This window comes from Nocardia sp. NPDC055029, from assembly GCF_053608525.1.
Genome location: NZ_JBSGVQ010000045.1, coordinates 1 through 20,703, shown reverse-complemented (window position 1 = coordinate 20,703; position 20,703 = coordinate 1). Strand labels below are relative to the sequence as shown.

25 protein-coding genes are annotated in these 20,703 nt (G+C 68.9%); 14 read left to right on the top strand and 11 right to left on the bottom strand.

The window, feature by feature from the left end; genetic code table 11:
- The first annotated feature begins 3 nt into the window (after nucleotides 1-3).
- Together ACWF9G_RS29470 and ACWF9G_RS29465 are read left to right on the top strand one after the other, a co-directional pair.
- Nucleotides 4-1,188 (top strand): cytochrome P450, encoded by a 1,185-nt coding sequence (locus tag ACWF9G_RS29470; RefSeq protein WP_452519304.1) that lies wholly within the window; start codon nucleotides 4-6, stop codon nucleotides 1,186-1,188.
- A 141-nt stretch (nucleotides 1,189-1,329) separates the two neighbouring features.
- Entirely contained in the window at nucleotides 1,330-1,671 is a 342-nt protein-coding gene (locus tag ACWF9G_RS29465) for a hypothetical protein (RefSeq protein ID WP_452519302.1), read from the top strand.
- Between the two features lie 60 nt (nucleotides 1,672-1,731).
- Here ACWF9G_RS29465 and ACWF9G_RS29460 read toward each other — a convergent pair whose 3' ends face one another.
- On the bottom strand, nucleotides 1,732-3,021 hold the full coding sequence (locus ACWF9G_RS29460; RefSeq protein ID WP_452519300.1) for an acetyl-CoA C-acyltransferase: 1,290 nt from the start codon (nucleotides 3,019-3,021) through the stop codon (nucleotides 1,732-1,734).
- A gap of 81 nt (nucleotides 3,022-3,102) precedes the next feature.
- The gene (locus tag ACWF9G_RS29455) at nucleotides 3,103-3,483 is read right to left on the bottom strand and encodes a PPOX class F420-dependent oxidoreductase (RefSeq protein ID WP_452519299.1); all 381 of its coding nucleotides are present in this window, start codon (nucleotides 3,481-3,483) and stop codon (nucleotides 3,103-3,105) included.
- A 94-nt stretch (nucleotides 3,484-3,577) separates the two neighbouring features.
- Between ACWF9G_RS29455 and ACWF9G_RS29450 the strand changes: the two genes are divergently transcribed.
- The 3 genes from ACWF9G_RS29450 to ACWF9G_RS29440 are packed head-to-tail and all read left to right on the top strand — an operon-like array spanning nucleotide 3,578 to nucleotide 6,099.
- Entirely contained in the window at nucleotides 3,578-4,303 is a 726-nt protein-coding gene (locus tag ACWF9G_RS29450) for a glyoxalase (protein ID WP_452519297.1), read from the top strand.
- A 36-nt stretch (nucleotides 4,304-4,339) separates the two neighbouring features.
- The gene (locus ACWF9G_RS29445; RefSeq protein WP_452519295.1) at nucleotides 4,340-5,314 is read left to right on the top strand and encodes an SMP-30/gluconolactonase/LRE family protein; all 975 of its coding nucleotides are present in this window, start codon (nucleotides 4,340-4,342) and stop codon (nucleotides 5,312-5,314) included.
- Nucleotides 5,311-6,099 (top strand): 2-phosphosulfolactate phosphatase, encoded by a 789-nt coding sequence (locus ACWF9G_RS29440; RefSeq protein ID WP_452519293.1) that lies wholly within the window; start codon nucleotides 5,311-5,313, stop codon nucleotides 6,097-6,099. The genes ACWF9G_RS29445 and ACWF9G_RS29440 overlap by 4 nt, the downstream gene beginning before the upstream one ends.
- Nucleotides 6,100-6,180: 81 nt before the next feature.
- Here the strand turns inward: ACWF9G_RS29440 and ACWF9G_RS29435 are convergent, their stop codons facing one another.
- Complete coding sequence (locus ACWF9G_RS29435; protein ID WP_452519291.1) at nucleotides 6,181-6,705, bottom strand: hypothetical protein; 525 nt, start codon at nucleotides 6,703-6,705, stop codon at nucleotides 6,181-6,183.
- A 348-nt stretch (nucleotides 6,706-7,053) separates the two neighbouring features.
- Between ACWF9G_RS29435 and ACWF9G_RS29430 the strand changes: the two genes are divergently transcribed.
- Both ACWF9G_RS29430 and ACWF9G_RS29425 read left to right on the top strand, forming a co-directional pair.
- Nucleotides 7,054-8,682, top strand: a complete 1,629-nt coding sequence (locus ACWF9G_RS29430; protein ID WP_452519289.1) for an MFS transporter — start codon at nucleotides 7,054-7,056, stop codon at nucleotides 8,680-8,682.
- 76 nt (nucleotides 8,683-8,758) lie between these two features.
- Nucleotides 8,759-9,022 carry a helix-turn-helix domain-containing protein gene (locus tag ACWF9G_RS29425; RefSeq protein ID WP_379036624.1) on the top strand — a complete coding sequence of 88 codons (264 nt, stop codon included), beginning with the start codon at nucleotides 8,759-8,761 and terminating at the stop codon, nucleotides 9,020-9,022.
- An 18-nt stretch (nucleotides 9,023-9,040) separates the two neighbouring features.
- On the opposite strand, the gene map is transcribed toward ACWF9G_RS29425, so the two are convergent.
- The 3 genes from map to ACWF9G_RS29410 form a co-directional block, all read right to left on the bottom strand.
- On the bottom strand, nucleotides 9,041-9,808 hold the full coding sequence (gene map, locus ACWF9G_RS29420) for a type I methionyl aminopeptidase (RefSeq protein ID WP_452519288.1): 768 nt from the start codon (nucleotides 9,806-9,808) through the stop codon (nucleotides 9,041-9,043).
- Between the two features lie 68 nt (nucleotides 9,809-9,876).
- Nucleotides 9,877-10,686: a mycofactocin-coupled SDR family oxidoreductase gene (locus ACWF9G_RS29415; protein ID WP_452519286.1), complete on the bottom strand. Its 810-nt coding sequence runs from the start codon at nucleotides 10,684-10,686 to the stop codon at nucleotides 9,877-9,879.
- Nucleotides 10,687-10,786: 100 nt separating this feature from the next.
- A complete protein-coding gene (locus tag ACWF9G_RS29410) occupies nucleotides 10,787-11,389 on the bottom strand; it encodes a hypothetical protein (RefSeq protein ID WP_452519284.1) in 603 nt (200 codons plus the stop codon).
- A 195-nt stretch (nucleotides 11,390-11,584) separates the two neighbouring features.
- On the opposite strand from ACWF9G_RS29410, the gene ACWF9G_RS29405 reads away from it, so the two are divergent.
- From ACWF9G_RS29405 to ACWF9G_RS29390, 4 genes are all read left to right on the top strand, one after another.
- Complete coding sequence (locus ACWF9G_RS29405) at nucleotides 11,585-12,760, top strand: Rieske 2Fe-2S domain-containing protein (RefSeq protein ID WP_452519282.1); 1,176 nt, start codon at nucleotides 11,585-11,587, stop codon at nucleotides 12,758-12,760.
- A gap of 34 nt (nucleotides 12,761-12,794) precedes the next feature.
- Entirely contained in the window at nucleotides 12,795-13,973 is a 1,179-nt protein-coding gene (locus tag ACWF9G_RS29400; RefSeq protein ID WP_379311114.1) for an acyl-CoA dehydrogenase family protein, read from the top strand.
- A gap of 26 nt (nucleotides 13,974-13,999) precedes the next feature.
- Nucleotides 14,000-14,905 carry a biphenyl-2,3-diol 1,2-dioxygenase gene (bphC, locus tag ACWF9G_RS29395; RefSeq protein WP_379311113.1) on the top strand — a complete coding sequence of 302 codons (906 nt, stop codon included), beginning with the start codon at nucleotides 14,000-14,002 and terminating at the stop codon, nucleotides 14,903-14,905.
- A 180-nt stretch (nucleotides 14,906-15,085) separates the two neighbouring features.
- The gene (locus ACWF9G_RS29390; RefSeq protein ID WP_379311458.1) at nucleotides 15,086-15,937 is read left to right on the top strand and encodes an IclR family transcriptional regulator; all 852 of its coding nucleotides are present in this window, start codon (nucleotides 15,086-15,088) and stop codon (nucleotides 15,935-15,937) included.
- Nucleotides 15,938-15,978: 41 nt separating this feature from the next.
- Here ACWF9G_RS29390 and ACWF9G_RS29385 read toward each other — a convergent pair whose 3' ends face one another.
- The 4 genes from ACWF9G_RS29385 to ACWF9G_RS29370 form a co-directional block, all read right to left on the bottom strand.
- Complete coding sequence (locus tag ACWF9G_RS29385) at nucleotides 15,979-16,608, bottom strand: Dabb family protein (protein WP_452519280.1); 630 nt, start codon at nucleotides 16,606-16,608, stop codon at nucleotides 15,979-15,981.
- Nucleotides 16,601-16,948, bottom strand: coding sequence for a hypothetical protein (locus tag ACWF9G_RS29380; protein WP_379311456.1), 348 nt, complete (start codon nucleotides 16,946-16,948; stop codon nucleotides 16,601-16,603). The genes ACWF9G_RS29385 and ACWF9G_RS29380 overlap by 8 nt, the downstream gene beginning before the upstream one ends.
- A gap of 107 nt (nucleotides 16,949-17,055) precedes the next feature.
- The gene (locus ACWF9G_RS29375; protein ID WP_452519278.1) at nucleotides 17,056-17,187 is read right to left on the bottom strand and encodes a hypothetical protein; all 132 of its coding nucleotides are present in this window, start codon (nucleotides 17,185-17,187) and stop codon (nucleotides 17,056-17,058) included.
- 2 nt (nucleotides 17,188-17,189) lie between these two features.
- Nucleotides 17,190-17,549 (bottom strand): Rv2640c family ArsR-like transcriptional regulator, encoded by a 360-nt coding sequence (locus ACWF9G_RS29370; protein WP_189022831.1) that lies wholly within the window; start codon nucleotides 17,547-17,549, stop codon nucleotides 17,190-17,192.
- A gap of 99 nt (nucleotides 17,550-17,648) precedes the next feature.
- Between ACWF9G_RS29370 and ACWF9G_RS29365 the strand changes: the two genes are divergently transcribed.
- Both ACWF9G_RS29365 and ACWF9G_RS29360 read left to right on the top strand, forming a co-directional pair.
- On the top strand, nucleotides 17,649-18,167 hold the full coding sequence (locus tag ACWF9G_RS29365; RefSeq protein ID WP_452519276.1) for an ArsI/CadI family heavy metal resistance metalloenzyme: 519 nt from the start codon (nucleotides 17,649-17,651) through the stop codon (nucleotides 18,165-18,167).
- Between the two features lie 72 nt (nucleotides 18,168-18,239).
- A complete protein-coding gene (locus ACWF9G_RS29360) occupies nucleotides 18,240-19,202 on the top strand; it encodes an alpha/beta hydrolase (RefSeq protein ID WP_452519274.1) in 963 nt (320 codons plus the stop codon).
- A gap of 127 nt (nucleotides 19,203-19,329) precedes the next feature.
- On the opposite strand, the gene ACWF9G_RS29355 is transcribed toward ACWF9G_RS29360, so the two are convergent.
- Nucleotides 19,330-20,028, bottom strand: a complete 699-nt coding sequence (locus tag ACWF9G_RS29355) for a PadR family transcriptional regulator (protein ID WP_379311452.1) — start codon at nucleotides 20,026-20,028, stop codon at nucleotides 19,330-19,332.
- A 128-nt stretch (nucleotides 20,029-20,156) separates the two neighbouring features.
- Between ACWF9G_RS29355 and ACWF9G_RS29350 the strand changes: the two genes are divergently transcribed.
- On the top strand, nucleotides 20,157-20,663 hold the full coding sequence (locus ACWF9G_RS29350) for a flavin reductase family protein (protein ID WP_452519272.1): 507 nt from the start codon (nucleotides 20,157-20,159) through the stop codon (nucleotides 20,661-20,663).
- The last annotated feature ends 40 nt before the right edge of the window (nucleotides 20,664-20,703 follow it).

Here is a 20,703-nt window from a genome sequence, read left to right as displayed (position 1 = left end):
GCCGTGACCGTCGATTACCGCTATCCGTTCAGCACCAAGGGCGATCGCCTCGCCCCCGAACTCACCGACTTGCAGCGCCGATGCCCCGTGGCCAGGGTCGGCACCAACTCCGGCGGCGAGGCGTGGCTGGTCACCGGCTACGAGCTGACCAAGCGCGTGCTGCGCGACCGCGCGTTCGCCCGCTCCGTGCTGGCCGAGGCCGACAGTCCGGCGCAGGACGCCCCGATCCTGGCACCCGAGCTGCTGGACGCGATGAACCACCTCCACCAGGCGGGGCTGCGCGACGAAGTGCTCCATGCCCTCGGCCGCGACCAGCCCGATCTCCCCGCCGATTGGGTCGCCGAGATCACCGGGGAGGGCCTCGACGCCATGGTCCGGCAGGGTCCTGCGGGCGATCTGCAGCGGCACTTCGCGGAATGGGTCGCCGCGCAGTGCCTGTGCCGCCTGCTCGGCCTGCCCTTCGCCGACCACCGCCTGCTCGCCGAACGAGCCGATATCGACCTGACGATGGTGACGTATTCCCCGGAGGAGCTCGCCCGCAACTGGGCGGAGATCCGCACTTACATGCAGGAGCACATGGCCGCCCGCCGCCCCGGCGAGCCGCGCGGCCTGGCGGACCGCCTCGCCGATCTCAACGCCCGGCAGCACGGGCTGACGGACCATCAGCTGGCGAACATCGTCGCGGTCCTGTTCGTCAGCGGCTACGAGGATTTCGCGAGCTTCCTCGGCGTCGCGGCACTCAACCTCCTCCAGCGGCCCGAGGTGATCGGCGCGGTGCGTGCCCGCCCGGAGACGATGCCGCACTGCGTCGAGGAGTTGCTGCGGTGCAGCGTCGTCCTCGGCAATGCGATCCCGCGCTACGTGACCCGGGACGCGGAGCTGGGTTCGGTGACCGTCGCGGAAGGCGACCTGGTGTTGCTGTCGCTGGACGCGGTCAACGTCGACCCGGCCGCGTTCGCCGATCCCGAGATCTTCGACCCTGCCCGCACACCCAACCCGCATCTGCGCTTCGGTTACGGTCGGCACTATTGTCCCGGCGCGCAGGTGGTCCGCCGCCAGTCCGACATAGCGTTCCGGGTCCTGCTCGACCGTCTGCCCGGCATTCGGCTGACGGTGCCGATGGCGCGGGTGCCCTGGCATCCACACCGAATGGCGATCATGCCTGCCGAAATCCCAGTCGATTGGTGAATATATCGGCCTACTCCCGGAAATTAATTTGTGTAGGGGAGTTGACCGAATTCGGCATCGTGTTTAAAGTACTTGCTGCAAGTACGCAGGTCTCCGAGATGTAGTACACGACTACAAATTTGAGGAGCACAAATGCGATTCATGAAGACCAGTGCATTCGCTGTCGCTTTTGCCGCTGTATCGGTTTTCGGCGTGGGAATGGCACAAGCCGCTCCCGCCCCGGCTGCTCCGGCCGCCCCGGCTGCACCGGCCGCTCCGGCCGCTCCCGCCCCGGCTGCTCCGGGCGCTCCCGCTGCCCCGGCCGCCCCGGCAGCCCCGGCCGCCGACGCCGTCTCCATCGAAGTGACCGAGGATCTCATCGGCTGCGCCCTGGCTGCCGATGCGAGCGGTGAAACACTCGCGGAATTGCACGAGGGTTTCGGCGAGACCATCGAACTCACCGCGGTAGCTGAAGCCGAACTCACTGCGGGTGATTGTCTCTAGCCGTCACGTTTCGCGCAGGTAGGTCCGGCCACCGGAGCACGGTGGCCGGACCTATCCGTTTCACACGCGCTCGAGCACCGCCGAGGCGCCGATCCCGCCCGCGGCGCAGATGCCGAGCAGCGCGGTCTCTTTTCCGGTGCGCGCCAGCTCGTTGGCCATGGTCGTCACCATCCGGGCGCCAGTCGCACCGAAGGGGTGGCCGAGCGAGATCGACCCGCCGTGCACGTTGAGCTTGTCGATGTCGACCGAGCCGACGGCCTCGTCCCGGTCGAGCCTGGTCTTGGCCCATTCCGGGCTCTCCAGCATGCGCAACACCGACAGGGTCTGCGCGGCGAACGCCTCGTGGATGTCGACGAGGTCGATATCGGCCAGCGTCAGGCCCGCCTTGTCGAGAGCACGCGGCATCGAGATGGCGGGGCCGAGGAGAACCTGGTCGGCCGGGTCGACGCTGACGAAGCTCCACGAACGGATCGCCGCCAGCGGCGTGAACCCCAGAGCTCGCGCCTTCTCCTCGCTCATGAGCAGCACCGCGGAGGCGCCGTCGGTGAGCGGGCTGGCATTGCCCGCGGTGACCGTGCCGCCCTTCGCGAACACCGGATTCAGGGTGGCGAGCTTGTCGACGCTGGTGTTCGCGCGGACCAGCCCGTCGGTGTCGATCCGCGTGCCCGACGGCGTCGTCACCGGCACGACCTCGTCGTCGAAACGGCCCGACGCGATGGCGGCCGCGGCACGATGGTGCGAGCGGGCGGCGAACTCGTCCTGGTCGGCGCGGCTGATGCCGTTGATCCTGGCCATCTTCTCCGCCGACTCGCCCATCACCTCACCGGTGGTGCGCTCGGAGATCTTCGGCTGGCGCGGCAGGATGTCGGTGAACGGCGCGAGTTGGCGGACCACGTCGAGGTAGTCCTTGGGCTTCGGTTTGCCCAGGGCCACCGGCGCCACCGCGTGCACGACATGCTGCGGGAGTTTGATCTCGGCATTGCTGGTGGAATCGCTGCCACCGGCGATCATGATGTCGTATTCGCCGCGTTCGATCGCCGCCGCCGCCGAGGTGACAGCCTGCAGGCCCGACGCGCACGCCCTGGTCACCGTGTAGCCCTCGCACCCGAAGTCCAGGTTCAGGTCGAGCGCCACCTCCCGCGCGATGTTCGGCGCATGGCTCGGCAGGATGACCCCACCCCAGATGATGGACTGGATCTCGCCGGGCGCGATACCGGTGCGCTCGAGCAGACCCCGGACCGCCGCACCGGCGAGGGCGATGCTGTCGAGGCGGGTGAAGTCGGTGAACGCGCGCACGAACGGGGTGCGCGCGCCCCCGACGACGACGGCGCGGGTGCGTTTCTCGGCCATGTGAGTCCCTTCGGAAGTGTCCGCTGGGCCCACGGTATCCGATACCGTCGGTACTGGATATTGGTTCGGGGTAACCCGGGGTCAGGCCGGTGTGATCTCGATGCCGATGGTGCCCGCCTTCCCGCGGCGCAGGTTGCTGGCGAGGATGACCAGCGGGCCGGTCAGCCAGTACTTGCGGCGCAGCCAGGAACGCACCTGCTCGGTCTCGGTGGCGTCGAGCAGCCGCGCGGTGCCGCCGGTGATGGCACCGTGCGCCTTGCCGCGCGCGTCGCAGGGTTGCAGCGTTACCTCGGGATTGCGGCGGATCCGCTTCACCTTCCAGCTGTCGGTGACCGTCCAGACGAACAGTTTGTCGTCGTTGGCGACGGCCCAGACGGGCGTGCCGACCGGTGAGCCGTCTTTGCGGAAGGTGGTGAGCAGCACGAAGTTCGCGGTCTGCAGTTCGCCGAGACTGTTCGTCATGCCCGCAGCCTAGCCGCCGAACGAGGTATGGGCGTTCTCGCGAAAGTCTTCCTAACCTCGGATCCGGACGACTCACTCTCCGGAAGGGCTACCGATGACAGACACCGCAGTGCCGATGCTGTGGAGCGGCGACCTGCCGAGCACTCTCGACTTCTACCGGGCGCTCGGCTACACCGTCACCTACGAGCAGACCCGGCCCTATGTCTACGGCGCGGTCGAGGGACACGGGTGCGCGCTGCATTTCGCGGACGCGCCGCCCGGGATCGAACTGCCCGCCGAGCATGTGGGGGCGCTGGTGATGGTCGACGACGTCGCCGCCCGCCACGCCGAGTACACGGCGGCGTTGCGCGCGCACTACGGGAAGATCCCGGCCAAGGGCTGTCCGCGGATCACCCGGTTCCGGCCGGGCCAGTCCCGGTTCTCCCTGGTCGATCCGGTCGGCAACACCCTGCTCGTGATTCAGCGCGACGAGCCGATGGAGCTCGAGTACGGCGGCTCGCGCGAGCTCGACGGTCTGGCGCGGGTGCTCGACAATGCCCGCATCCTGCGCGATTTCAAGAACGACGATCGGTCGGCGACCCGCGCCCTGGAAGCGGGTCTGCATCGTTTCGGTGCCACCGCGTCGTCTGTCGACCGGGTCCGCGCCTACGCGGCACTCGCCGAACTCGCCGTCGCGGCAGCGGACCCCGATCGGCTCGCCCACTGGAAGGCCGAACTCGAGTCCGTCGAGCTCACCACGGAAGAGCACGCCGACCTATCCACCGACGCTGCCGCCTCCGAGGTCCTCGCGACCTGGCTCAGCGCCACCACTCCCGGCTAGCGCGCCCCGGAGCCGGGCGGCGGTTAGGCTTCAGCCATGCACCGACGCTCCGGCCCGCAGGTGATCCGCTGTCTCGCAACCACTCTCGCCGCTGTCGCACTGTCCAGCCTCGGCCCGATCGCCCCGGCACAGGCCGAGGCTGGGTGCGCGCAGGGCTGGCAGGCCGACGTCATCGCCGCCGATCTCGGCGGCCTGGAGAACCTCGAATACGACGGCGCGGGCGGCTTCTATGTCACCGGCATCGTCGAAGGCGAACTCCTGCACGTCGACGACGCAGGCAAGGTCACCACGATCCTCACCGGCCTCGACGCCCCCGCCGGGCTCCGATTGTCCGGCGACATCCTCTATTTCATCACCGGCGACGGCACCACACCCCAGGGCGGCGGCACCCTCCGTCAACTCCACCTCCCGACCGGCGAAGTCACCGTCCTGCTGCCCGACCTTGTCCAGCCCAACGGCCTGCTCCTGCTCCCCGACGGCGACCTGCTCATCTCCCAGCTGTCGATCCCGTGGCCACCGGTCGGCATCAGCCGATACCGCCCCGCCACCGGCGAATTCACCCTCGCCTGGTCCCCGGTCCCCCGCCCCAACGGCCTGGCCCTCACCCCCGACCGCCGAGCGATCTTCACCGATGACATAGCCACCTCCCAGATCCAGCGCATACCCCTCGACGCACCACACACCCCCACCACCGTGACCACCGTGCCCGACGGCCTCTTCCCCGGCCTCGACGACCTCGACGCCACCGCCTCCGGCCTGGCCTTCGTCGCAGGCGACTTCTCCGGCAGCGTCTACCAGGTAGACACCACCACCGGCCACTGGTGCGCCATCGCCACCGGCTGGACCACCCCGCGCGGCCTGGTCCCGGAACGCCCCCCGATCGGCCCCACGTCCGCCCGCATCGCCCCCGACGGTGACACCTGGGCCCTTTTCGTCACCAGCATCGACGGCACTCTCCGCCGCCTCCGCCCACCCGCCACCATCGACCTGACCCCACCCCTCCCGCGGTGAGCGAGGTTCGTGTGCGCTCGGCGCCGGAGTGGTCGCAGCAGCGGGGGTTCGGGATCAGAGTGGAGTGGGGGCGGGCGGGGGCCGCCGCGATCGGGGTGGGGGCTGTGTGTGTGGTGGTGGTCGACGTGTTGTCGTTCACCACCTCGGTGTCGGTGGCGGTCGGGGCGGGCACGGCGGTGTTTCCGTATCGGTGGCGGGACGAGTCGGCGCGGGAGTTCGCCGACCGGCACGATGCGGCGCTTGCTGTCGGGAGGCGTCAGGTCAGTGCCGCGCAGCCCTGGTCGCTGTCGCCCGCCGCGATTCGCCGCGCGCCGTTCACCGAGCGCCTGGTTCTGCCCTCCCCCAACGGTTCTGCCATCGCGGCCGGTGTCTCCGAGGCGACCGTGGTCGCGGCGTGCCTGCGTAACTACCGCGCCGTCGCGGAGTGGCTGATCGCCAGGAACTGGGGCACACCCACCCAGCCGATCGCGATCATCGCGGCGGGCGAGCACTGGCCGGGTAGCGAGGTGGCACGGCCCGCCCTGGAGGATTGGCTCGGTGCGGGCGCGCTCGCCGCTGCGCTCCTCGACCGCGGCGCCACCGCCCCTTCCCCTGAAGCACTGTCCGCGGCAACCACTTTCACGTCGCTGTCGGACGTTCCCGCCCTGATCGCCACCTGCGCGTCCGGCCGTGAGCTCACCGCCATCGGCTTCGCCGACGATGTCGCCCTCGCGACAGAACTCGACGCCGATCCCACCGTCGCGGTCCTCGTCGACGGCGCTTTCGCGGCCCAGCAGCCGTCCTGACCGACTCTGCGGAACAACAACATTCGAGCCGGTCAGGACGGAGCGACGGGTGGATCCCCACCACCCGTCACACGCCGGTGACTACTGGTTCGCGCCGATGATCCCGCCGATCACCGCCCCGATCACACAGCCGGGAATGGCGCTGACGAACAGGAAGATCAACCCGATCAGCGCGCCGACGACACAGCCGATCGCGATGCCCGCGACGATATTGCCGGTCTGGTCGATGTTCTGCAGCGCCACCGGATTCGGTGTGGGCGCGCCGACCGGGGTGAGGGTGAGCGTCGTCGCCGCGGCGTCGACCTCGGGAATCACCTGCACCGCGGGCCCGGCCACGGTCTGCACGGTCGTCGGGATGAAGCCGACCCGGCTCCCGTCGGGCGCCAGCACGGCGACCCCGGCGTCGGGCGTGAGCTCGAACGTGCCCGCCGTCAGTGCCACGGTCGCCGCCGACCCGTCCGGGGCGACCGCCGCGGTATAGGCGACGGCGCCGTCGACACCGGCCACCCCGGGGCCTGCGAGGGGGGCGCCGTGCGCGGTGGCCGCTGCGATGCCGGTCGCTGCCACGGTGAGTACACCGGCAGCCAGCAACTGCTTGAACTTCATGGGACTTCCCTCCGACTTGCCGACCCGACCTGCCCCGGGATCAGCGCGATACCCACCCATGATGCGCCATGGCTATGTCGCATAACACCAGATCGACCGAATCTGGATCATCCTGCAGCACAGCCGGATTCGCAACCGCCGGGCAAACCGATCGGTCTTCCCCCGTTTCGCCACCACACCCACCCCGCCGAATTGACGACCCACTGAGCGGGACAAACGCGAAATAACACCAACCTAACGCTCGCTAGGTCACATACTCCGTGGCGGAAGGTGTGCGATCTACATCACACCGGAGCGCACGCATTCCACTCCATTTCGAACGAAGTTCCCGACCAACGGAGCGTGGCAATGTCCACCATTCCCCAAGATCCACCCACGTCAGAGGGCCCCGAACTCGACAAGGCCAACGACACCGGACGACTCGACGGCGCATCCCGCGCCCGAATCTTCACCGTCCTGGCGGTCATCGTGCTGTTCACCGAGATCGCCCCGATGCAGTACACGATCGTCTCGGCGGCACTACAGAAGATCTCCCCGACCTTCCCCGGCGTCGGCGCGAACATCAACTGGGCCATCATCGTTTTCGGCCTGATCGGCGCGGCCGCGTCCCCACTCATCGGCAAGATGAGCGATGTCTGGGGCAAGAAGCGGATGTTCCTCATCTGCGGCGTGCTGTTCGTGATCGGCTGCGTCCTCGACGCGACCACCTCGAACTGGGGCATCTTCCTGCTCGGCCGCTGCCTGCAGGCCACGGCCATCGCGACCGCGGTCATCGCCTACGGCCTGATCCGGGACCTGATGCCGCGCAAGTACGTCCCACTCGGCCTCGGCGTCACCGCGACCGGCCTCGGCGTGTCCGCCATCGCGGGCCCGCTGCTCGGCGGCTTCCTCGTCGACAACTACAGCTGGCGCGCGATCTTCTGGTGCCTGGCCGCGTTCACCCTGGTGATGCTGCCGCTGGTGTACTTCGTGGTGCCGGAGTCCAAGCTGCGGGTGCGCGAGCGGATCGACATCGTCGGTGCCCTGCTGCTCTCCGGCGGCGCCGCGCTGATCCTGATCTACGTCGACAAGGGCCACGATTGGGGATGGGCCGAGCCGACGACCCTGGCCTGGGTGATCACCGGCGTCGTCCTGCTGATCCTGTTCGTCCTGGTGGAAACCCGTGTCGCGCAACCGATCATGGACATGAAACTGCTGTTCCACCCGCGCGTCGCGCTGGTGCTGGCCGGCGCGCTGTTCGCCTCGTTGCAGATCGGCGTCGTCTCCTACGCCATCGCCTACATGTCACAGACTCCCGACGAGGCGACCGTCACCGCGGGCGCGCAACAGGGCATTCTCGCCAAGGTGCAGGCCGCGACCGGTCAGCCACTGCCCGCCGAAGCCGTCCAGGTGACCCTCGACCCCGGCTACACCTACGGCAGCGGCTACACCCTGCTGGAGTTCGCGCTGCGCATCGCCCTGCTCGGCGCCGTGGTCACCATGGTCTGCGGCGCCCTCGCCGGTGCGATCGCGCGCCGCGTCGGCGCCAGGATCCCCCTCGTCATCGCCCTGGCGATCTTCGTCGGCTCGGCCGTGGCCTTCGCCGTGCTCCCGCACACCAGCACGGTGTTCCTGCTCGTGAACGCCGTGTTCAGCATCGGTTTCGGCTTCTACTACGCGGCCATGCCGATTCTCATGGTGGAGGCCGTCCCGCAGGAGCAGCAGGGCGTCAGCCTGGGCATGCTCGGCGTCATGCAGTCGATGGGTGTGGCCGTCGGCCTGGCTATCGTCACGGCGTTCCTGCACGCCAACGGCATGACCGCGCTGGTCAGCGTCGGCGGGCAAGCACAACCACCGGCGCCGATTCCGGACGTCTTCGCCGATCGCGGCTACGAGCTGGGCTTCTGGGTCTGCGGCGCCGCGGCAGCGGTGGCCCTGGTCCTGGCCGTGATCATGCGACACGGCCGCACACCCGCCACCGGCGGCACCGCGCACTGAACCCCATGGACGGGTCGGTGATCACCGGCCCGTCCGCGGGTTGCGGTATTTAAATACCCCACCTACGCTCGGATCCATGGTGCGCCTCCCTCTCAGCCCGGCCCAGGTCGAAGCAGGCCGTCGCCTCGGGCGCTGCCTGCGTTCCGCGCGCGGCGAGCGTGACCTCACCGAGGTCGCCCACGCGGCGGGTATCTCCCCGGAGACGCTGCGCAAGATCGAATCCGGCCGCCTGCCCTCCCCCGCCTTCGGCACCGTCGTCGGCCTCGCAGAGGCGCTGTCGCTCCCGCTGACCGAGCTCGCCGAGGTCTATCGCGCCGAGCAGGTCGCCGAATCCGCCTGACCCGCAGGGGTTTTCGGCTCAGTCGCGGAGGGTGAGAACGCTCGGCCCGTCGGCGGTGATCGCGATCGTGTGCTCGCTGTGCGCGCACCGCGATCCGTCGGCGGAGCGAATCGTCCACCCGTCGGCATCGGTCACGACCTTCGCGGTGCTCGCCGCGAACCAGGGCTCGATCGCCACGGTGAGACCGGGACGCAAGCGGAAGCCGCGACCAGCCCTGCCCGCGTTGGCGACGTGCGGATCCTCATGCATGGTCCGGCCGATGCCGTGTCCACCGAACTCGGTGTTGACCGGATAGCCGTAGCCGTGCGCGACCGCCGCGATAGCGGCGGAGATGTCACCGATGTGGCCGCCGGGCTGGGCGGCCGCGATCCCGGCCGCCAGCGCCTCTTCGGTCGCCTGGACCAGCCGCTCATCGGCCGGGTCCGGCGTGCCGACGATGGTGGTCACCGCGGAGTCGGCGGCCCAGCCGTCGATGGTGACAGCCAGGTCGGCGGTGAGCACATCGCCGTCACGCAGGGCATAGTCGTGCGGAAGGCCGTGCAGCACAGCGTCGTTGACCGCAAGGCACACGGTGTTGCGGAACGGCCCGCGACCGAACGAGGGCGCATAGTCCCAGTAGCACGACACCGCGCCGCGCTCGCGGATCCGTTCCCGCACATACATTTCCAGCTCGAGCAGGTTCACGCCGACGACGGCATTCGCGTGCACGCCTGCCAGCACATCGGCCACGAACCGGCCGGTCACCCGCATCCGCTCGATCTCCGCGGGTGACTTCAGCTCCACCATCACGCCTCCAGTTGGTATTTTCATACCAGCCTAGTTGAGCCGGTATAAAAATACCAATCCAGGCGGGGTCAGCGGTTCAGGTTGCCCATGTCCACCGGGATCTGCGCGCCGGTGACCTGCCCGGCCTCGTCCGAGCACAGCCACGCCACCGCGGCGGCGATCTCCTCGGGCTCGGTGAGGTAGGTGGGCAGCGCGTTCATGAAGATCGGCGACAGGGTGGCCGCGTGCTTCTCGAACAGCGGGCCCATCTCCGCCATCTGCATGCCGGTGGCCACTCCGGCCGGGTGCAGGGTGTTGACCCGGATCTTGTGCTCGCCGAGTTCGTTGGCCATCGTCTTGGCCAGGCCGGTGATGGCGTGCTTGGTGGCGACGTAGTGGCCAGTGAACGGAATGCCCTTGAGCCCGGCCACCGAGCTGATGAACACCATCGCGCCACCCTCACCCTGCTCGATCAGGTGCGGAATCGCGGCTTTCGCGGTGTGGAAGACGCCGGTCAGATTGACATCGATCGTCTCCTGCCACTGCTCGGCGGTGATCTCCCAGGACATCGCGGCCGAACAGATACCGGCGTTCGCGACGACGACGTCGAGCCTGCCGAACTGCTCGATCCCGGCCGCCAGCGCCGCCGAGAGCGCGGCGAAATCACGGACGTCGACCTTGCTCGCGGCGATCTTGCCCCCGGCCGCCTCGACGAGGCGAACGGTCTCGGCCAGGTCCGCTTCCGTGGCGCCCGCGTAGCTGGTGCTGGCGAAGTCCGCGCAGGCGTCGATCGCGATGATGTCGGCGCCTTCCTCCGCGAAGCGAACCGCCTCGGCCCTGCCCTGACCGCGGGCCGCGCCGGTGATGAAGGCGACCTTGCCCTCGTAGCGTCGCGTCATGTCCTACTACCTCCGAACGTCGATGTGCACTATGAACACCACACCATTGCCGGGCGGCTCGCGGTGCGGAATCAGCGGATTTACCGGAGGAGCGGGTAGGTCAGTCGCCGGCGAAGGTCGCCCACGCCCGGACGACGACCTCGCCCGCGGCGTCGGCCCCGGACAGGGTGACGTCGACGCGCGATTCACCGTCCTGCACATAGCTTTGCGTGACATGCCCCGAGCAGGTCATGACGTCGCCGGGCGGCAGCGGCCGCACCACCCTGGTGCGAAAACGGCGGATGTTCTCCGCGCCGAGCCAGTCGGTGGCATAGGTGGCCAGCAGCGCGGCCGCCTGCGGCGAGGCCGGTTCGCCTGCCACGGGCCCGGCGGCGGCCCAGGATTCGGCGACCAGGCCGCCGGTGCGGTCGAAGTAGCGGGTCAGCGACTCCGCGGCCGTGACAGCGGGCTTGTCCACCGGGTCGCCCGCGATCGAGCGGATCGCGGTCAGCTGGTCTCCCGCCCGCGGCGGCGGGCCGAAGAACCGGTGATCGGTCTCCGCCCGTTCGCCGGCCGCGGCGCCGAATCCGTCGGCGGGCAGGAAGGTCGGCGGGACCACCGGCCGGTCGGCGAGCCGGTAGGCCGGATTGTGGGAGCGCGCCGCCTCGGCGAACAACCGGATGGCATCGGTCTCCAGAACCACCGCGACGTTACCCATCATCATTCCTCTCGTCCTGCAGGTGCCGCCACGCTATGGCGGCCCGCGGGCTGTGATCGGTTCCTCTCCCGCTGATCGGGAGACCGGCCGCCCGCGCCGAAAACATGTCCGCTGACCGGGAACACGTCAGCCCGGCGACCCCCTCGCGGCGTGACCATCAGCACAGCTCATCCCCACTCCGTCCGATACATGGAGGTTTCGATGCCGGAGAACTCGCCGAACGGCCGATCACTGGACGCCACCGCCGACTACCGTCAGATCGAGGCCGCTGCCGCGCCGACCCGCTTCGCGCGCGGCTGGCACTGCCTCGGCCTGCTCTCGTCGTTCCGCGATGGCAAGCCGCACGAGGTGAAGGCCTTCGGCACCACCCTGGTGGTGTTCCAGTCCGAATCCGACGGCGCGTTGCACGTGCTCGACGGATTCTGCCGCCATATGGGCGGCAACCTGGCGCAGGGCACCATCAAGGGCGACTCGATCGCCTGCCCGTTCCACGACTGGCGCTGGGGTGGCAACGGCAAGTGCACCGCCATCCCCTACGCCCGCCGGGTGCCCCCGCTGGCCAAGACCCGCTCGTGGCCGACCCTCGAGCGCAACGGCCAGCTCTATGTCTGGCACGACCCGCAGGGCAGCAAGCCCACCGACGAGGTGACCATCCCCGAGATCGAGGGCTACGGCACCGACGAGTGGACCGACTGGACCTGGAACTCGATGCTGATCGAGGGCTCGCACTGCCGCGAGATCGTCGACAACGTCGTGGACATGGCGCACTTCTTCTACGTGCACTACGCCTTCCCGCGCTACTTCAAGAACGTCTTCGAGGGTCAGGTCGCCACCCAGTACATGCGCTCGACGCCGCGTCACGACATCGAGGTCGGCACCAGCTACGACGACCCGAACTCCACCCTGCGGTCGGACGCCTCGTATTTCGGCCCGTCGTACATGATCGACTGGCTCTGGAGCGAGGCCAACGGCATGACGATCGAGACGGTGCTGATCAACTGCCACTACCCCGTCAGCGAGAACTCGTTCGTGTTGCAGTACGGCGCGATGGTCAAGAAGCCGCAGGGCATGTCCGACGAGGACGCAAACGCGATGGCCGCCCAGTTCGCGCAGGGCGTCGAGTACGGCTTCGAGCAGGACGTCGCGATCTGGAAGAACAAGGCGCCGATCGACAACCCGCTGCTCTCGGAGGAAGACGGACCGGTCTATCAGCTGCGACGCTGGTACAAGCAGTTCTACGTCGACGTCGAGGACGTCACCGACGACATGACCACGCGGTTCGAGTTCGAGATCGACACCGAGCGCGCGGTGACCAGCTGGGAGGCCGAGGTGGCCGACAACATCGCCCGCGGCGCCGTCATCAACACCATGTCCTGACCGACACCACCCCGAACAGAAAGCACCACCTGCGATGACCAAGGTTCTCGACAACATCGCCGCGATCGCGGACCAGCTGCGCGATCAGGCCCCGGAGGCCGAGCGGCTCGGGCAGCTGCCCGACGCCACGGCGCAGCTGCTGAAGTCGGCGGGCCCGATCCGCCTGCTGCAGCCCAAGAAGTACAGCGGGTACGAGGCGCATCCGCGCGAGTTCGCCGAGACGGTGATGGCCACCGCGGCGCTGGATCCGGCCAGTGGCTGGATCGCCGGCATCGTCGGCGTGCACCCGTGGCAGCTGGCCTTCGCCGATCCGAAGGTGCAGGACGAGGTGTGGGCCGACGACCACGACACCTGGATGGCCTCGCCCTACGCGCCGACCGGCATCGCCCGCCCGGTCGACGGCGGCTACATCTTCAACGGCCGCTGGCAGTTCAGCTCCGGCACCGACCACTGCGACTGGATCTTCCTCGGCGCCATGCTCGGCAACCCCGACGGCTCGATGGCGCTGCCGCCGACCATGCTGCACATGATCCTGCCGCGCCAGGACTACACCATCGTCGAGGACTCCTGGAATGTGGTGGGCCTCAAGGGCACCGGGTCCAAGGACATCATCGTCAAGGACGCCTTCGTGCCCGACTACCGGGTGATGAACGGCGACCACGTCATCGACGGCACCGCGCAGAAGGAGTACGGCGTCACCGAGACGCTCTACAAGATGCCGTGGTCGACGATGTTCCCGCTGGGCATCAGCTCCGCGGTGGTCGGCATCGCCGAGGGCGCGCTGGCCGCGCACCTGGACTACCAGCGCGACCGGGTCGGCGCCCAGGGCACCGCGGTCAAGGACGACCCGTACGTGCTGTTCGCCATCGGCGAGGCCGCCGCCGACATCAATGCCGCCCGCCAGGAACTGCTGGCCAACGCCGACAAGATCTTCGACGCGGTCGACGCGGGCAAGGAGATCACCTTCGCCGAGCGGGCCGCGGTCCGGCGCACCCAGGTCCGCGCGGCCTGGCGCGCGGTGTCGGCCGTCGACCAGATCTTCGCCCGCTCCGGCGGCAATGCCATGCGGACCGACAAGCCGCTGCAGCGCTACTGGCGCGACGCGCACGTCGGCCTCGCCCACGCCATCCACGTGCCGAGCACGGTCTACCACGCCTCGGCCATCAGCTCCCTCGGTCTCGAGCCCGCGGACAACCTCCGCTCGATGATCTGACCCGAATACCAAGAAGGACAACGGAAATGACAGACATCAAAGGCCTCGGCTACGTCAAGATCCAGACCGCCGACATGGACCGGTGGCGCACCTTCGCGTTCGACGTGCTCGGCTTCGCCGAGGGCAGCGGGCCGGACGAGAACGCGCTGTACCTGCGGATGGACGAGCGCGCGGCACGCATCACGGTCGTGCCCGGTGACACCGACGCCGTCGTGACCATCGGCTGGGAGGTGCGCGACCACGCGGCCCTGGTCCGCGTGCAGGAGGCCGTGACGGCCGCCGGCATCGCCGTCAAGCCGCTCTCGGTCGAGGAGGCCGACGCGCGCCGGGTCGAGGAGGTCATCACCTTCCAGGACCCGACCGGCGCGACGCTCGAGATCTTCCACGGCGCGGTGCTCGACCACAGCCCGGTCGTGACGCCGTTCGGCGCGAAGTTCGTCACCGGCGCCCAGGGCCTCGGCCATGTGGTCCTGCCGACCATGGACCCCAACGGCGCGTTCGGCTTCTACACCGACGTGCTCGGGTTCCTGCCGCGTGGCGCGTTCCGTATCCCGGCGCCGCCGGAGTTCGGGCCGATGCGGGTGCGATTCCTCGGCGTCAACGAGCGCCACCACAGCCTCGCGCTGTGCCCCGCGCCGCACGGTGGCGCGCCGGGTCTGGTGCACATCATGGTGGAGGTCGACACCCTCGACGCCGTCGGCCAGGCGCTGGACCGCGTCACCAAGGACGGTTTCTCGGTGTCCTCGACGCTGGGCAGGCACACCAACGACAAGATGGTGTCGTTCTACGTCCGCGCGCCCGGCGGCTGGGACATCGAGTTCGGCACCGAAGGCATGAAGGTCGACGAGACCTACTACACCGCTGAGGAAATCACCGCCGACAGCTACTGGGGCCACGACTGGTCCGGCAGCGAGCCGCTGGCTGCCATGTAACCGCGCACAGCCCTTCGACGGCCCCCGTGCCGAGCACTCCGCTCGGCACGGGGGCCGTCGTCGTTGCACGCATATTCAAGATTCATGTGACAACCAACACACGGGATGGTATCAATAGGTATATGCCTAATCGAAATATGCGAGTGGGCATCAGCTCGTAGATCCGAAATGGAGCGCTCCATGGTCATCCAGACCGAAGCCACCACCCCCAGCGCGATCCTCGATCGCGCGTCCCTGCTGCTCGACGCCTTCGACGGCCCGGGCAGGCTCACCCTCGCCCAGATCGTGCGCCGGACCGGCCTACCCCGGTCCTCGGCGCATCGCATGCTGGAGCGGCTCGTGCAGCTGCGCTGGCTGCGCCGCGAGGGCCGCGACTACGAGCTGGGCATCCGGCTGATGGAGCTCGGGTCGCTGGCCGTGCACCAGGACCGGCTGCATCGCGCGGCGATGCCGTTCCTGCACGAGCTGCACCGGGTGACCGGGTTCGTCGTGCACCTGGCCGTCCTCGACGGTCCCGACGTCGTGTACCTGGACAAGGTCGGCGGCGATCTGTCCGCCGCGGTCCCGACCCGGGTCGGCGGCAGGCGGCCCGCGCACTGTACGGCGGTCGGCAAGGCGATCCTGGCCTACTCCGACGAGCGCCGCCTCGCCGAGGTCGTCACCGGCCAGGCCGCTGCCCGCACCAAGTACTCGCTGACCAGCCGGGCCCAGCTCGACGCCGAGCTGAACAAGGTGCGAGCGCACGGCATCGCGGTCGAGCGGGAGGAATCGCTGGCCGGCTTCGGCTGCATCGCCGCCCCGATCGGCGATCTCGGCGAGTCCGCCGTGGCCGCGGTGTCGGTGTGCGGGCCGGTGGATCGCATGGTGTTCGACCACCGCCTCTCGGCACCGATCCGCACGACAGCGCTCAATATCTGGCGCCACGTCGACGACGGCCGGGTGCGGGTCCGCCCGACCCTGCAGCAGCATCCGCGCCCGCTGGGCGTCGGCCCCCGGGTCGCCACCGACCACCGCGCGCCCCGCTACGCGTGACCTCGGTACGCCGCCCGGCGGGAAGCGGGCGGCGACCGGCATCAGGCGAGCTTGTTCGCGCAGAAGCTGTGGCAGATGCGGTCGTGCACGATCACGTCCGGGCATTCGGGATCGAACCACCGGTCGACGTGCGCCCAGTGCACCGGGTGCATCAGATAGGGCCCGTCGAGCCCGTCGAGATCGGTGAACTCCTGCTCCCAGACATGCGTCCACGGCGCGGACCCGATCCCGCGGATCACCCGGCTCAGCTGCCAGGACCGCATCGTCGGGATGTAGCCGGGCATCCGCAACAGGTCGGCCTCGAAGCGGTCGACCGTCGCGGGCGCGGTCCCCGGCGCGACCCTCAGCAGCAGGACCCGATACACCGATCCCGGTGCGCGCGGCTCGGCGAAACCACCGACACCGCCCTCATATTCGGCACCGTCGACGTGGGTCACGAGCGGGTCCGCGAGCACCGCGTCCACCCGCGGCGCACAGCCGGACCAGTCGGCCGCCTCGTCGAATCGCAGGTGCACCAACACGTCTCCGCCATTGCGCACCCCCGGCAGAGTGGGCTGGACCAGCACCCGCCGCGCCACCCCGGCCGCCGCCGCGCGCAGTTCGATCATCAGCTGCTCGGTGTCCGAACCGCCCGCAGCTGAAAGATGCACCAGCCGAACAACATCAAACATTGCCGAGCCTCTCGATATCGGTGGCCTCGGCCCCGGTCGACCGCGTGCGATGAACGACCAGCTCGTCCACCCCAGCCCACCACTGCCGCACCGCCGGATCCGACCGCCCCCGCCACGTCATCTCCCACCACCCCGCGGCCCCGTCGAGCACCCACGTCGCGATGACGGTGTTCGACTCGTCGGGAAACCACACCGGCGGACTCACCACAATCCGCTCGAGTGTCATCCCCCGCTCACGCGCCCCCGGCGCGTACTCCCGCAGATAGGCGTCGACGAAATCCCTGGCCCGACCAGGTTTCGTCACCACGGTATCGATCACAAAGACCTTCGCAGTGTTCATGCGCCGACGGTAGGCACCCATCGACGGGTCTCGACCTGGTATTTCCGCCTAGCGGGAGAACGCGGTTCTGGGTGGGGTGCCCACGACCCGATGTGCCAGTTCGGCCATCAGCCCGCCCGGCCCATCCCGTGCACCGACTCGGCGAAGAATCGGTCGAACTCGGCGACCCGGATCGGTTGTTCCACGGTCGGCAGGGTGCACGCGTCCGGCACCCAATCGCCCTGAGCTGGGGAAATCATGGTCAGCTGCAGCAGTTGGGATCGAGGACAGTGCACAACGCGGACAGAGCGTCGCGGCGGGCGCGGTGGAAGGTGTTCATCCCGCGCCGCTCGGACTCGACGAGCCCGGCCTTGCGGAGCTGGCCGAGGTGATGCGACACCGTGGACTCGCCGAGGCCTACCGCGGCGGCCAGGTCGCCGCCGTTGCGTTCGCCGAGCGGGGTGGTCAGCAGCAGCGACAGCAGCTTGACCCGGACCGGGTCGGCGATCGCCTTGAGCCGCAACGCCACCTCGAGGGCAGCGGCGTCGTCGACCGGTCCCGCCGCGACGGGCGCGCAACAGACCGGGGCGGACATATCGATCACAGGTAGCGCCTTGGGCATGAAATCGAGACTACCCGCGGTATTGACATATGTCGAAAAGGTGAGCAGACTCAGCATCAGAAGTTCTTCGATATATGTCACACAAGTGGAGGTTCGATCATGTCTCGCATCCAGCTCGCCCTCAACGTCGACGACCTCGACACCGCCGTGCGGTTCTACTCGACCCTGTTCAACGCCGAACCCGCCAAGCGCAAGCCCGGCTACGCCAACTTCGCGATCACCGAGCCCCCGCTCAAGCTCGTCCTGATCGAGAACGCGGGCCAGGGCGGATCCATCAACCACCTCGGCGTCGAGGTCGAAACCTCCGAACAGGTCCACGGCGAGATCGCCCGGCTCTCCGAAGCGGGCCTGTTCACCGAGGAGCAGATCGCGACCACGTGTTGCTTCGCCACCCAGGACAAGGTGTGGGTGACCGGCCCCGGCGCCGAACGGTGGGAGGTCTACACGGTGCTGGCCGACAGCGAAACCTTCGGCACCGCAGCCGAACTCGGCCCCACCGACGCCGAAGCGGTCGACGTGTGCTGCGGCACCAGTGCCGAAGCCGAGGCCGAGGGCGCCTGCTGCGGCACCGACGCCAAGCAGAAAGCCGTCGCCTCCGGCGCGAGTTGCTGCGGTTGACACCAGCCAGGTGTTTCCGCCCAGCGGGAGAACGCGGTTCCGGCCACGCGGCCCGAACTTACCGTGACCTGCATGACTGCACGAGTTTTCCCGACCACAGGCCCCGGCGCCGTTCGCGATCCGGAAGTTGCGGCGATGCTTGCCGCGCTCGACGCCGGGTTCCCTGATGTCGCCACGATGGAGGCCGCCGAGGTGCGGGCCGCGATCCGCGCCAGACGTGCTCCGCTGCAACGTCTTCCCGATATGCGGGAGGCGCGCGACCTCACCATCGACGGGCCCGGCGGGCCCTTGCCGCTGCGCGTGTTCCGGCCGCATCACGAGGGCGCCGCGCTGCCGGTGATCGTGTTCGCGCATGGTGGCGGATTCGTGTTCTGTGATCTCGACAGTCATGACGAGTTCTGCCGTTCGATGGCGGTGGGAGTCGGTGCGGTGGTGATCTCGGTCGATTACCGGCTCGCACCGGAGCATCCTGCCCCTGCCGCTCACGACGACATGCTTGCCGCGCTGCGCTGGGCCGCTGAGAACGCGGGCGCGTACGGCGGTGATCCGGCCAGGATCGCGCTGGCCGGCGACAGTGCGGGCGGCAATCTCGCGGCCACCGTGGCCATCGCGATCAGGGACGGTGGTGGTCCCGAGATCGCGGCGCAGATTCTGATCTATCCGGTGATCGACGACGATTTCGAGACCGAGTCCTATCAGCGGTTCGGCACCGGGCACTACAACACGACCAGCGCCATGCGGTGGTACTGGCAGAACTACGCACCGCACGGCACCGACGACGTGCGCCTCGTGCCGACCAAGGCATCCTCGCTGGCCGGCCTACCGCCCGCGGTGGTGGTCACCGCCGAACTCGACCCGCCCTGCTCGGCCGGGGACGCCTACGCGCAACGGCTGGCCGGTGACGGCGTCGCGGTGCGACATCGCCGCTACAACGGGCTGTTCCACGGCTTCCTCACCATTCCGTCCCTGGCCGCCACCCAGACCGCCCGCACCGAGGTCTGGGCGATGGTGCGCGACGTGCTCGGTCCGGCGTAGCGGACGTTCCTCGAACGACAACTTCGCGTAGCCGAGGGCTATGGTCGCGACCCGCTACGCCGCCCGGACGGAGGCATGGGCGTCAGCGGGCGCGTCATGGCGTGATCGCCGCGACGGCCCGGCCGGCTCAGTGGTCGGCCGGGTCGTGCTGCATGCCCTCTTCTTCGCGCACGCGCTGTTCGATCTCGCGCCAGCGCCCCGGCGTCGGATGGGGGTAGTCGGCGCGGTCGTCGTGTTCGGCGCCTGCCAGGACGGTGGCCGCGTTGTCGATGTCGTCGATCAACTGCTGGGCGAGTTCACGTTCGGCCGTGTAGTGGCGCTGCGCCCACTGCAGCACGAGCTGCGAATAGGCCCAGCCCGGTTCGGACTTCGCCGCCTCGGCGTCGATCGCGGCCCGCTGCTCGAGTTCCTCGACGTCGGCGATGTGGTCGCGCAGGATCTGCTTGATCCGGTCCGGGGAGCCGAGATGGCCGAACATGACGCGCAGCAGCACATGGTGTTTGAGCACCGAGGCGTCGACCGGCGCCTTGTTCCACCACGCGGTGACGGCCGCGCGCCCGGAATCGGTGATCTGGTACAGCCGTTTGCCCCGCATGGCGTTGTCGTGGTCGAGCCGCGAGCTCGCGAACCCGTGGTTCTCGAGCTTCTTCAGTTCGGCGTAGATCTGGCTGTAGGACGGGGTCCAGTAGAAGTAGCGCAGACTCCAGTCGGCCCACTTCTTCAGGTCGTAGCCGGAGACTTCCTCCTCGTAGGAGAGCATGGCGAGCACCGCCCAGCTGGTCGGCGGCAGATTGGGCACGCCGGGATCGGGGTCGGGGGTAGCCATCGCTGAATGTTAGCAACCGCGCGTACCACCATTTACCCGCCGACAACCGCTGACCGGGAGAACGTCTTGAGCCGCGCACCGCTGACCCCGGATCGTGGGGGCATCGAGTTCCGTTCGGGAGGACCCCTATGAATGCAGACAACGTCGCCCTCGACGCAGGTATCCCAGCACCCGCAGAGCTGCGCAGAGTGCTCGGTCACTTCGCGACCGGCGTCGCGGTGATCGCCGCCCACGACGGGACGCGACCGCTCGGTTTCACCTGTCAGTCGGTGGTGTCGGTGTCGCTGGACCCGCCGTATGTGTCGTTCTGCCCGGCCAAGAGTTCCACCAGCTGGCCGCTGCTGCGCGAGGCGGGCGCCCTGTGCATCAACATCCTGGCCGAGGAGCAGAGCGCGCTGTGCCGTCAGTTCGCGGTGAGCGGCGCCGACAAGTTCGCCGGTGTCGAGTGGGATCGCGCGGGCAACGGCGCGCCCGCGCTCGCCGGGGCGCTGGCCCATATCGAGGTGAGCGTGGAGCTCGAGCACGACGCGGGCGATCACACGGTGGTGCTGGCCCGGATCGGTGACCTGCGGGCGGCCGAGGACGGCAGGCCGCTGCTGTTCTATCGGGGCGGGTTCGGCGGCTTCGCGGCCTGAACGACGACGACGGGGTGGTCCGATCAGATCGGACCACCCC

What these genes read in the sequence shown, in the direction of transcription:
- ACWF9G_RS29465 (WP_452519302.1), top strand. Translation starts at nt 1,330, where the DNA reads ATGAAGACCAGTGCATTCGCTGTCGCTTTTGCCGCTGTATCGGTTTTC.
- ACWF9G_RS29460 (WP_452519300.1), bottom strand. Translation starts at nt 3,021, where the DNA reads ATGGCCGAGAAACGCACCCGCGCCGTCGTCGTCGGGGGCGCGCGCACC.
- ACWF9G_RS29455 (WP_452519299.1), bottom strand. Translation starts at nt 3,483, where the DNA reads ATGACGAACAGTCTCGGCGAACTGCAGACCGCGAACTTCGTGCTGCTC.
- ACWF9G_RS29450 (WP_452519297.1), top strand. Translation starts at nt 3,578, where the DNA reads ATGACAGACACCGCAGTGCCGATGCTGTGGAGCGGCGACCTGCCGAGC.
- ACWF9G_RS29445 (WP_452519295.1), top strand. Translation starts at nt 4,340, where the DNA reads ATGCACCGACGCTCCGGCCCGCAGGTGATCCGCTGTCTCGCAACCACT.
- ACWF9G_RS29435 (WP_452519291.1), bottom strand. Translation starts at nt 6,705, where the DNA reads ATGAAGTTCAAGCAGTTGCTGGCTGCCGGTGTACTCACCGTGGCAGCG.
- ACWF9G_RS29430 (WP_452519289.1), top strand. Translation starts at nt 7,054, where the DNA reads ATGTCCACCATTCCCCAAGATCCACCCACGTCAGAGGGCCCCGAACTC.
- ACWF9G_RS29425 (WP_379036624.1), top strand. Translation starts at nt 8,759, where the DNA reads ATGGTGCGCCTCCCTCTCAGCCCGGCCCAGGTCGAAGCAGGCCGTCGC.
- map (WP_452519288.1), bottom strand. Translation starts at nt 9,808, where the DNA reads ATGGTGGAGCTGAAGTCACCCGCGGAGATCGAGCGGATGCGGGTGACC.
- ACWF9G_RS29415 (WP_452519286.1), bottom strand. Translation starts at nt 10,686, where the DNA reads ATGACGCGACGCTACGAGGGCAAGGTCGCCTTCATCACCGGCGCGGCC.
- ACWF9G_RS29410 (WP_452519284.1), bottom strand. Translation starts at nt 11,389, where the DNA reads ATGATGATGGGTAACGTCGCGGTGGTTCTGGAGACCGATGCCATCCGG.
- ACWF9G_RS29405 (WP_452519282.1), top strand. Translation starts at nt 11,585, where the DNA reads ATGCCGGAGAACTCGCCGAACGGCCGATCACTGGACGCCACCGCCGAC.
- ACWF9G_RS29400 (WP_379311114.1), top strand. Translation starts at nt 12,795, where the DNA reads ATGACCAAGGTTCTCGACAACATCGCCGCGATCGCGGACCAGCTGCGC.
- bphC (WP_379311113.1), top strand. Translation starts at nt 14,000, where the DNA reads ATGACAGACATCAAAGGCCTCGGCTACGTCAAGATCCAGACCGCCGAC.
- ACWF9G_RS29390 (WP_379311458.1), top strand. Translation starts at nt 15,086, where the DNA reads ATGGTCATCCAGACCGAAGCCACCACCCCCAGCGCGATCCTCGATCGC.
- ACWF9G_RS29385 (WP_452519280.1), bottom strand. Translation starts at nt 16,608, where the DNA reads ATGTTTGATGTTGTTCGGCTGGTGCATCTTTCAGCTGCGGGCGGTTCG.
- ACWF9G_RS29380 (WP_379311456.1), bottom strand. Translation starts at nt 16,948, where the DNA reads ATGAACACTGCGAAGGTCTTTGTGATCGATACCGTGGTGACGAAACCT.
- ACWF9G_RS29375 (WP_452519278.1), bottom strand. Translation starts at nt 17,187, where the DNA reads ATGATTTCCCCAGCTCAGGGCGATTGGGTGCCGGACGCGTGCACCCTG.
- ACWF9G_RS29370 (WP_189022831.1), bottom strand. Translation starts at nt 17,549, where the DNA reads ATGCCCAAGGCGCTACCTGTGATCGATATGTCCGCCCCGGTCTGTTGC.
- ACWF9G_RS29365 (WP_452519276.1), top strand. Translation starts at nt 17,649, where the DNA reads ATGTCTCGCATCCAGCTCGCCCTCAACGTCGACGACCTCGACACCGCC.
- ACWF9G_RS29360 (WP_452519274.1), top strand. Translation starts at nt 18,240, where the DNA reads ATGACTGCACGAGTTTTCCCGACCACAGGCCCCGGCGCCGTTCGCGAT.
- ACWF9G_RS29355 (WP_379311452.1), bottom strand. Translation starts at nt 20,028, where the DNA reads ATGGCTACCCCCGACCCCGATCCCGGCGTGCCCAATCTGCCGCCGACC.
- ACWF9G_RS29350 (WP_452519272.1), top strand. Translation starts at nt 20,157, where the DNA reads ATGAATGCAGACAACGTCGCCCTCGACGCAGGTATCCCAGCACCCGCA.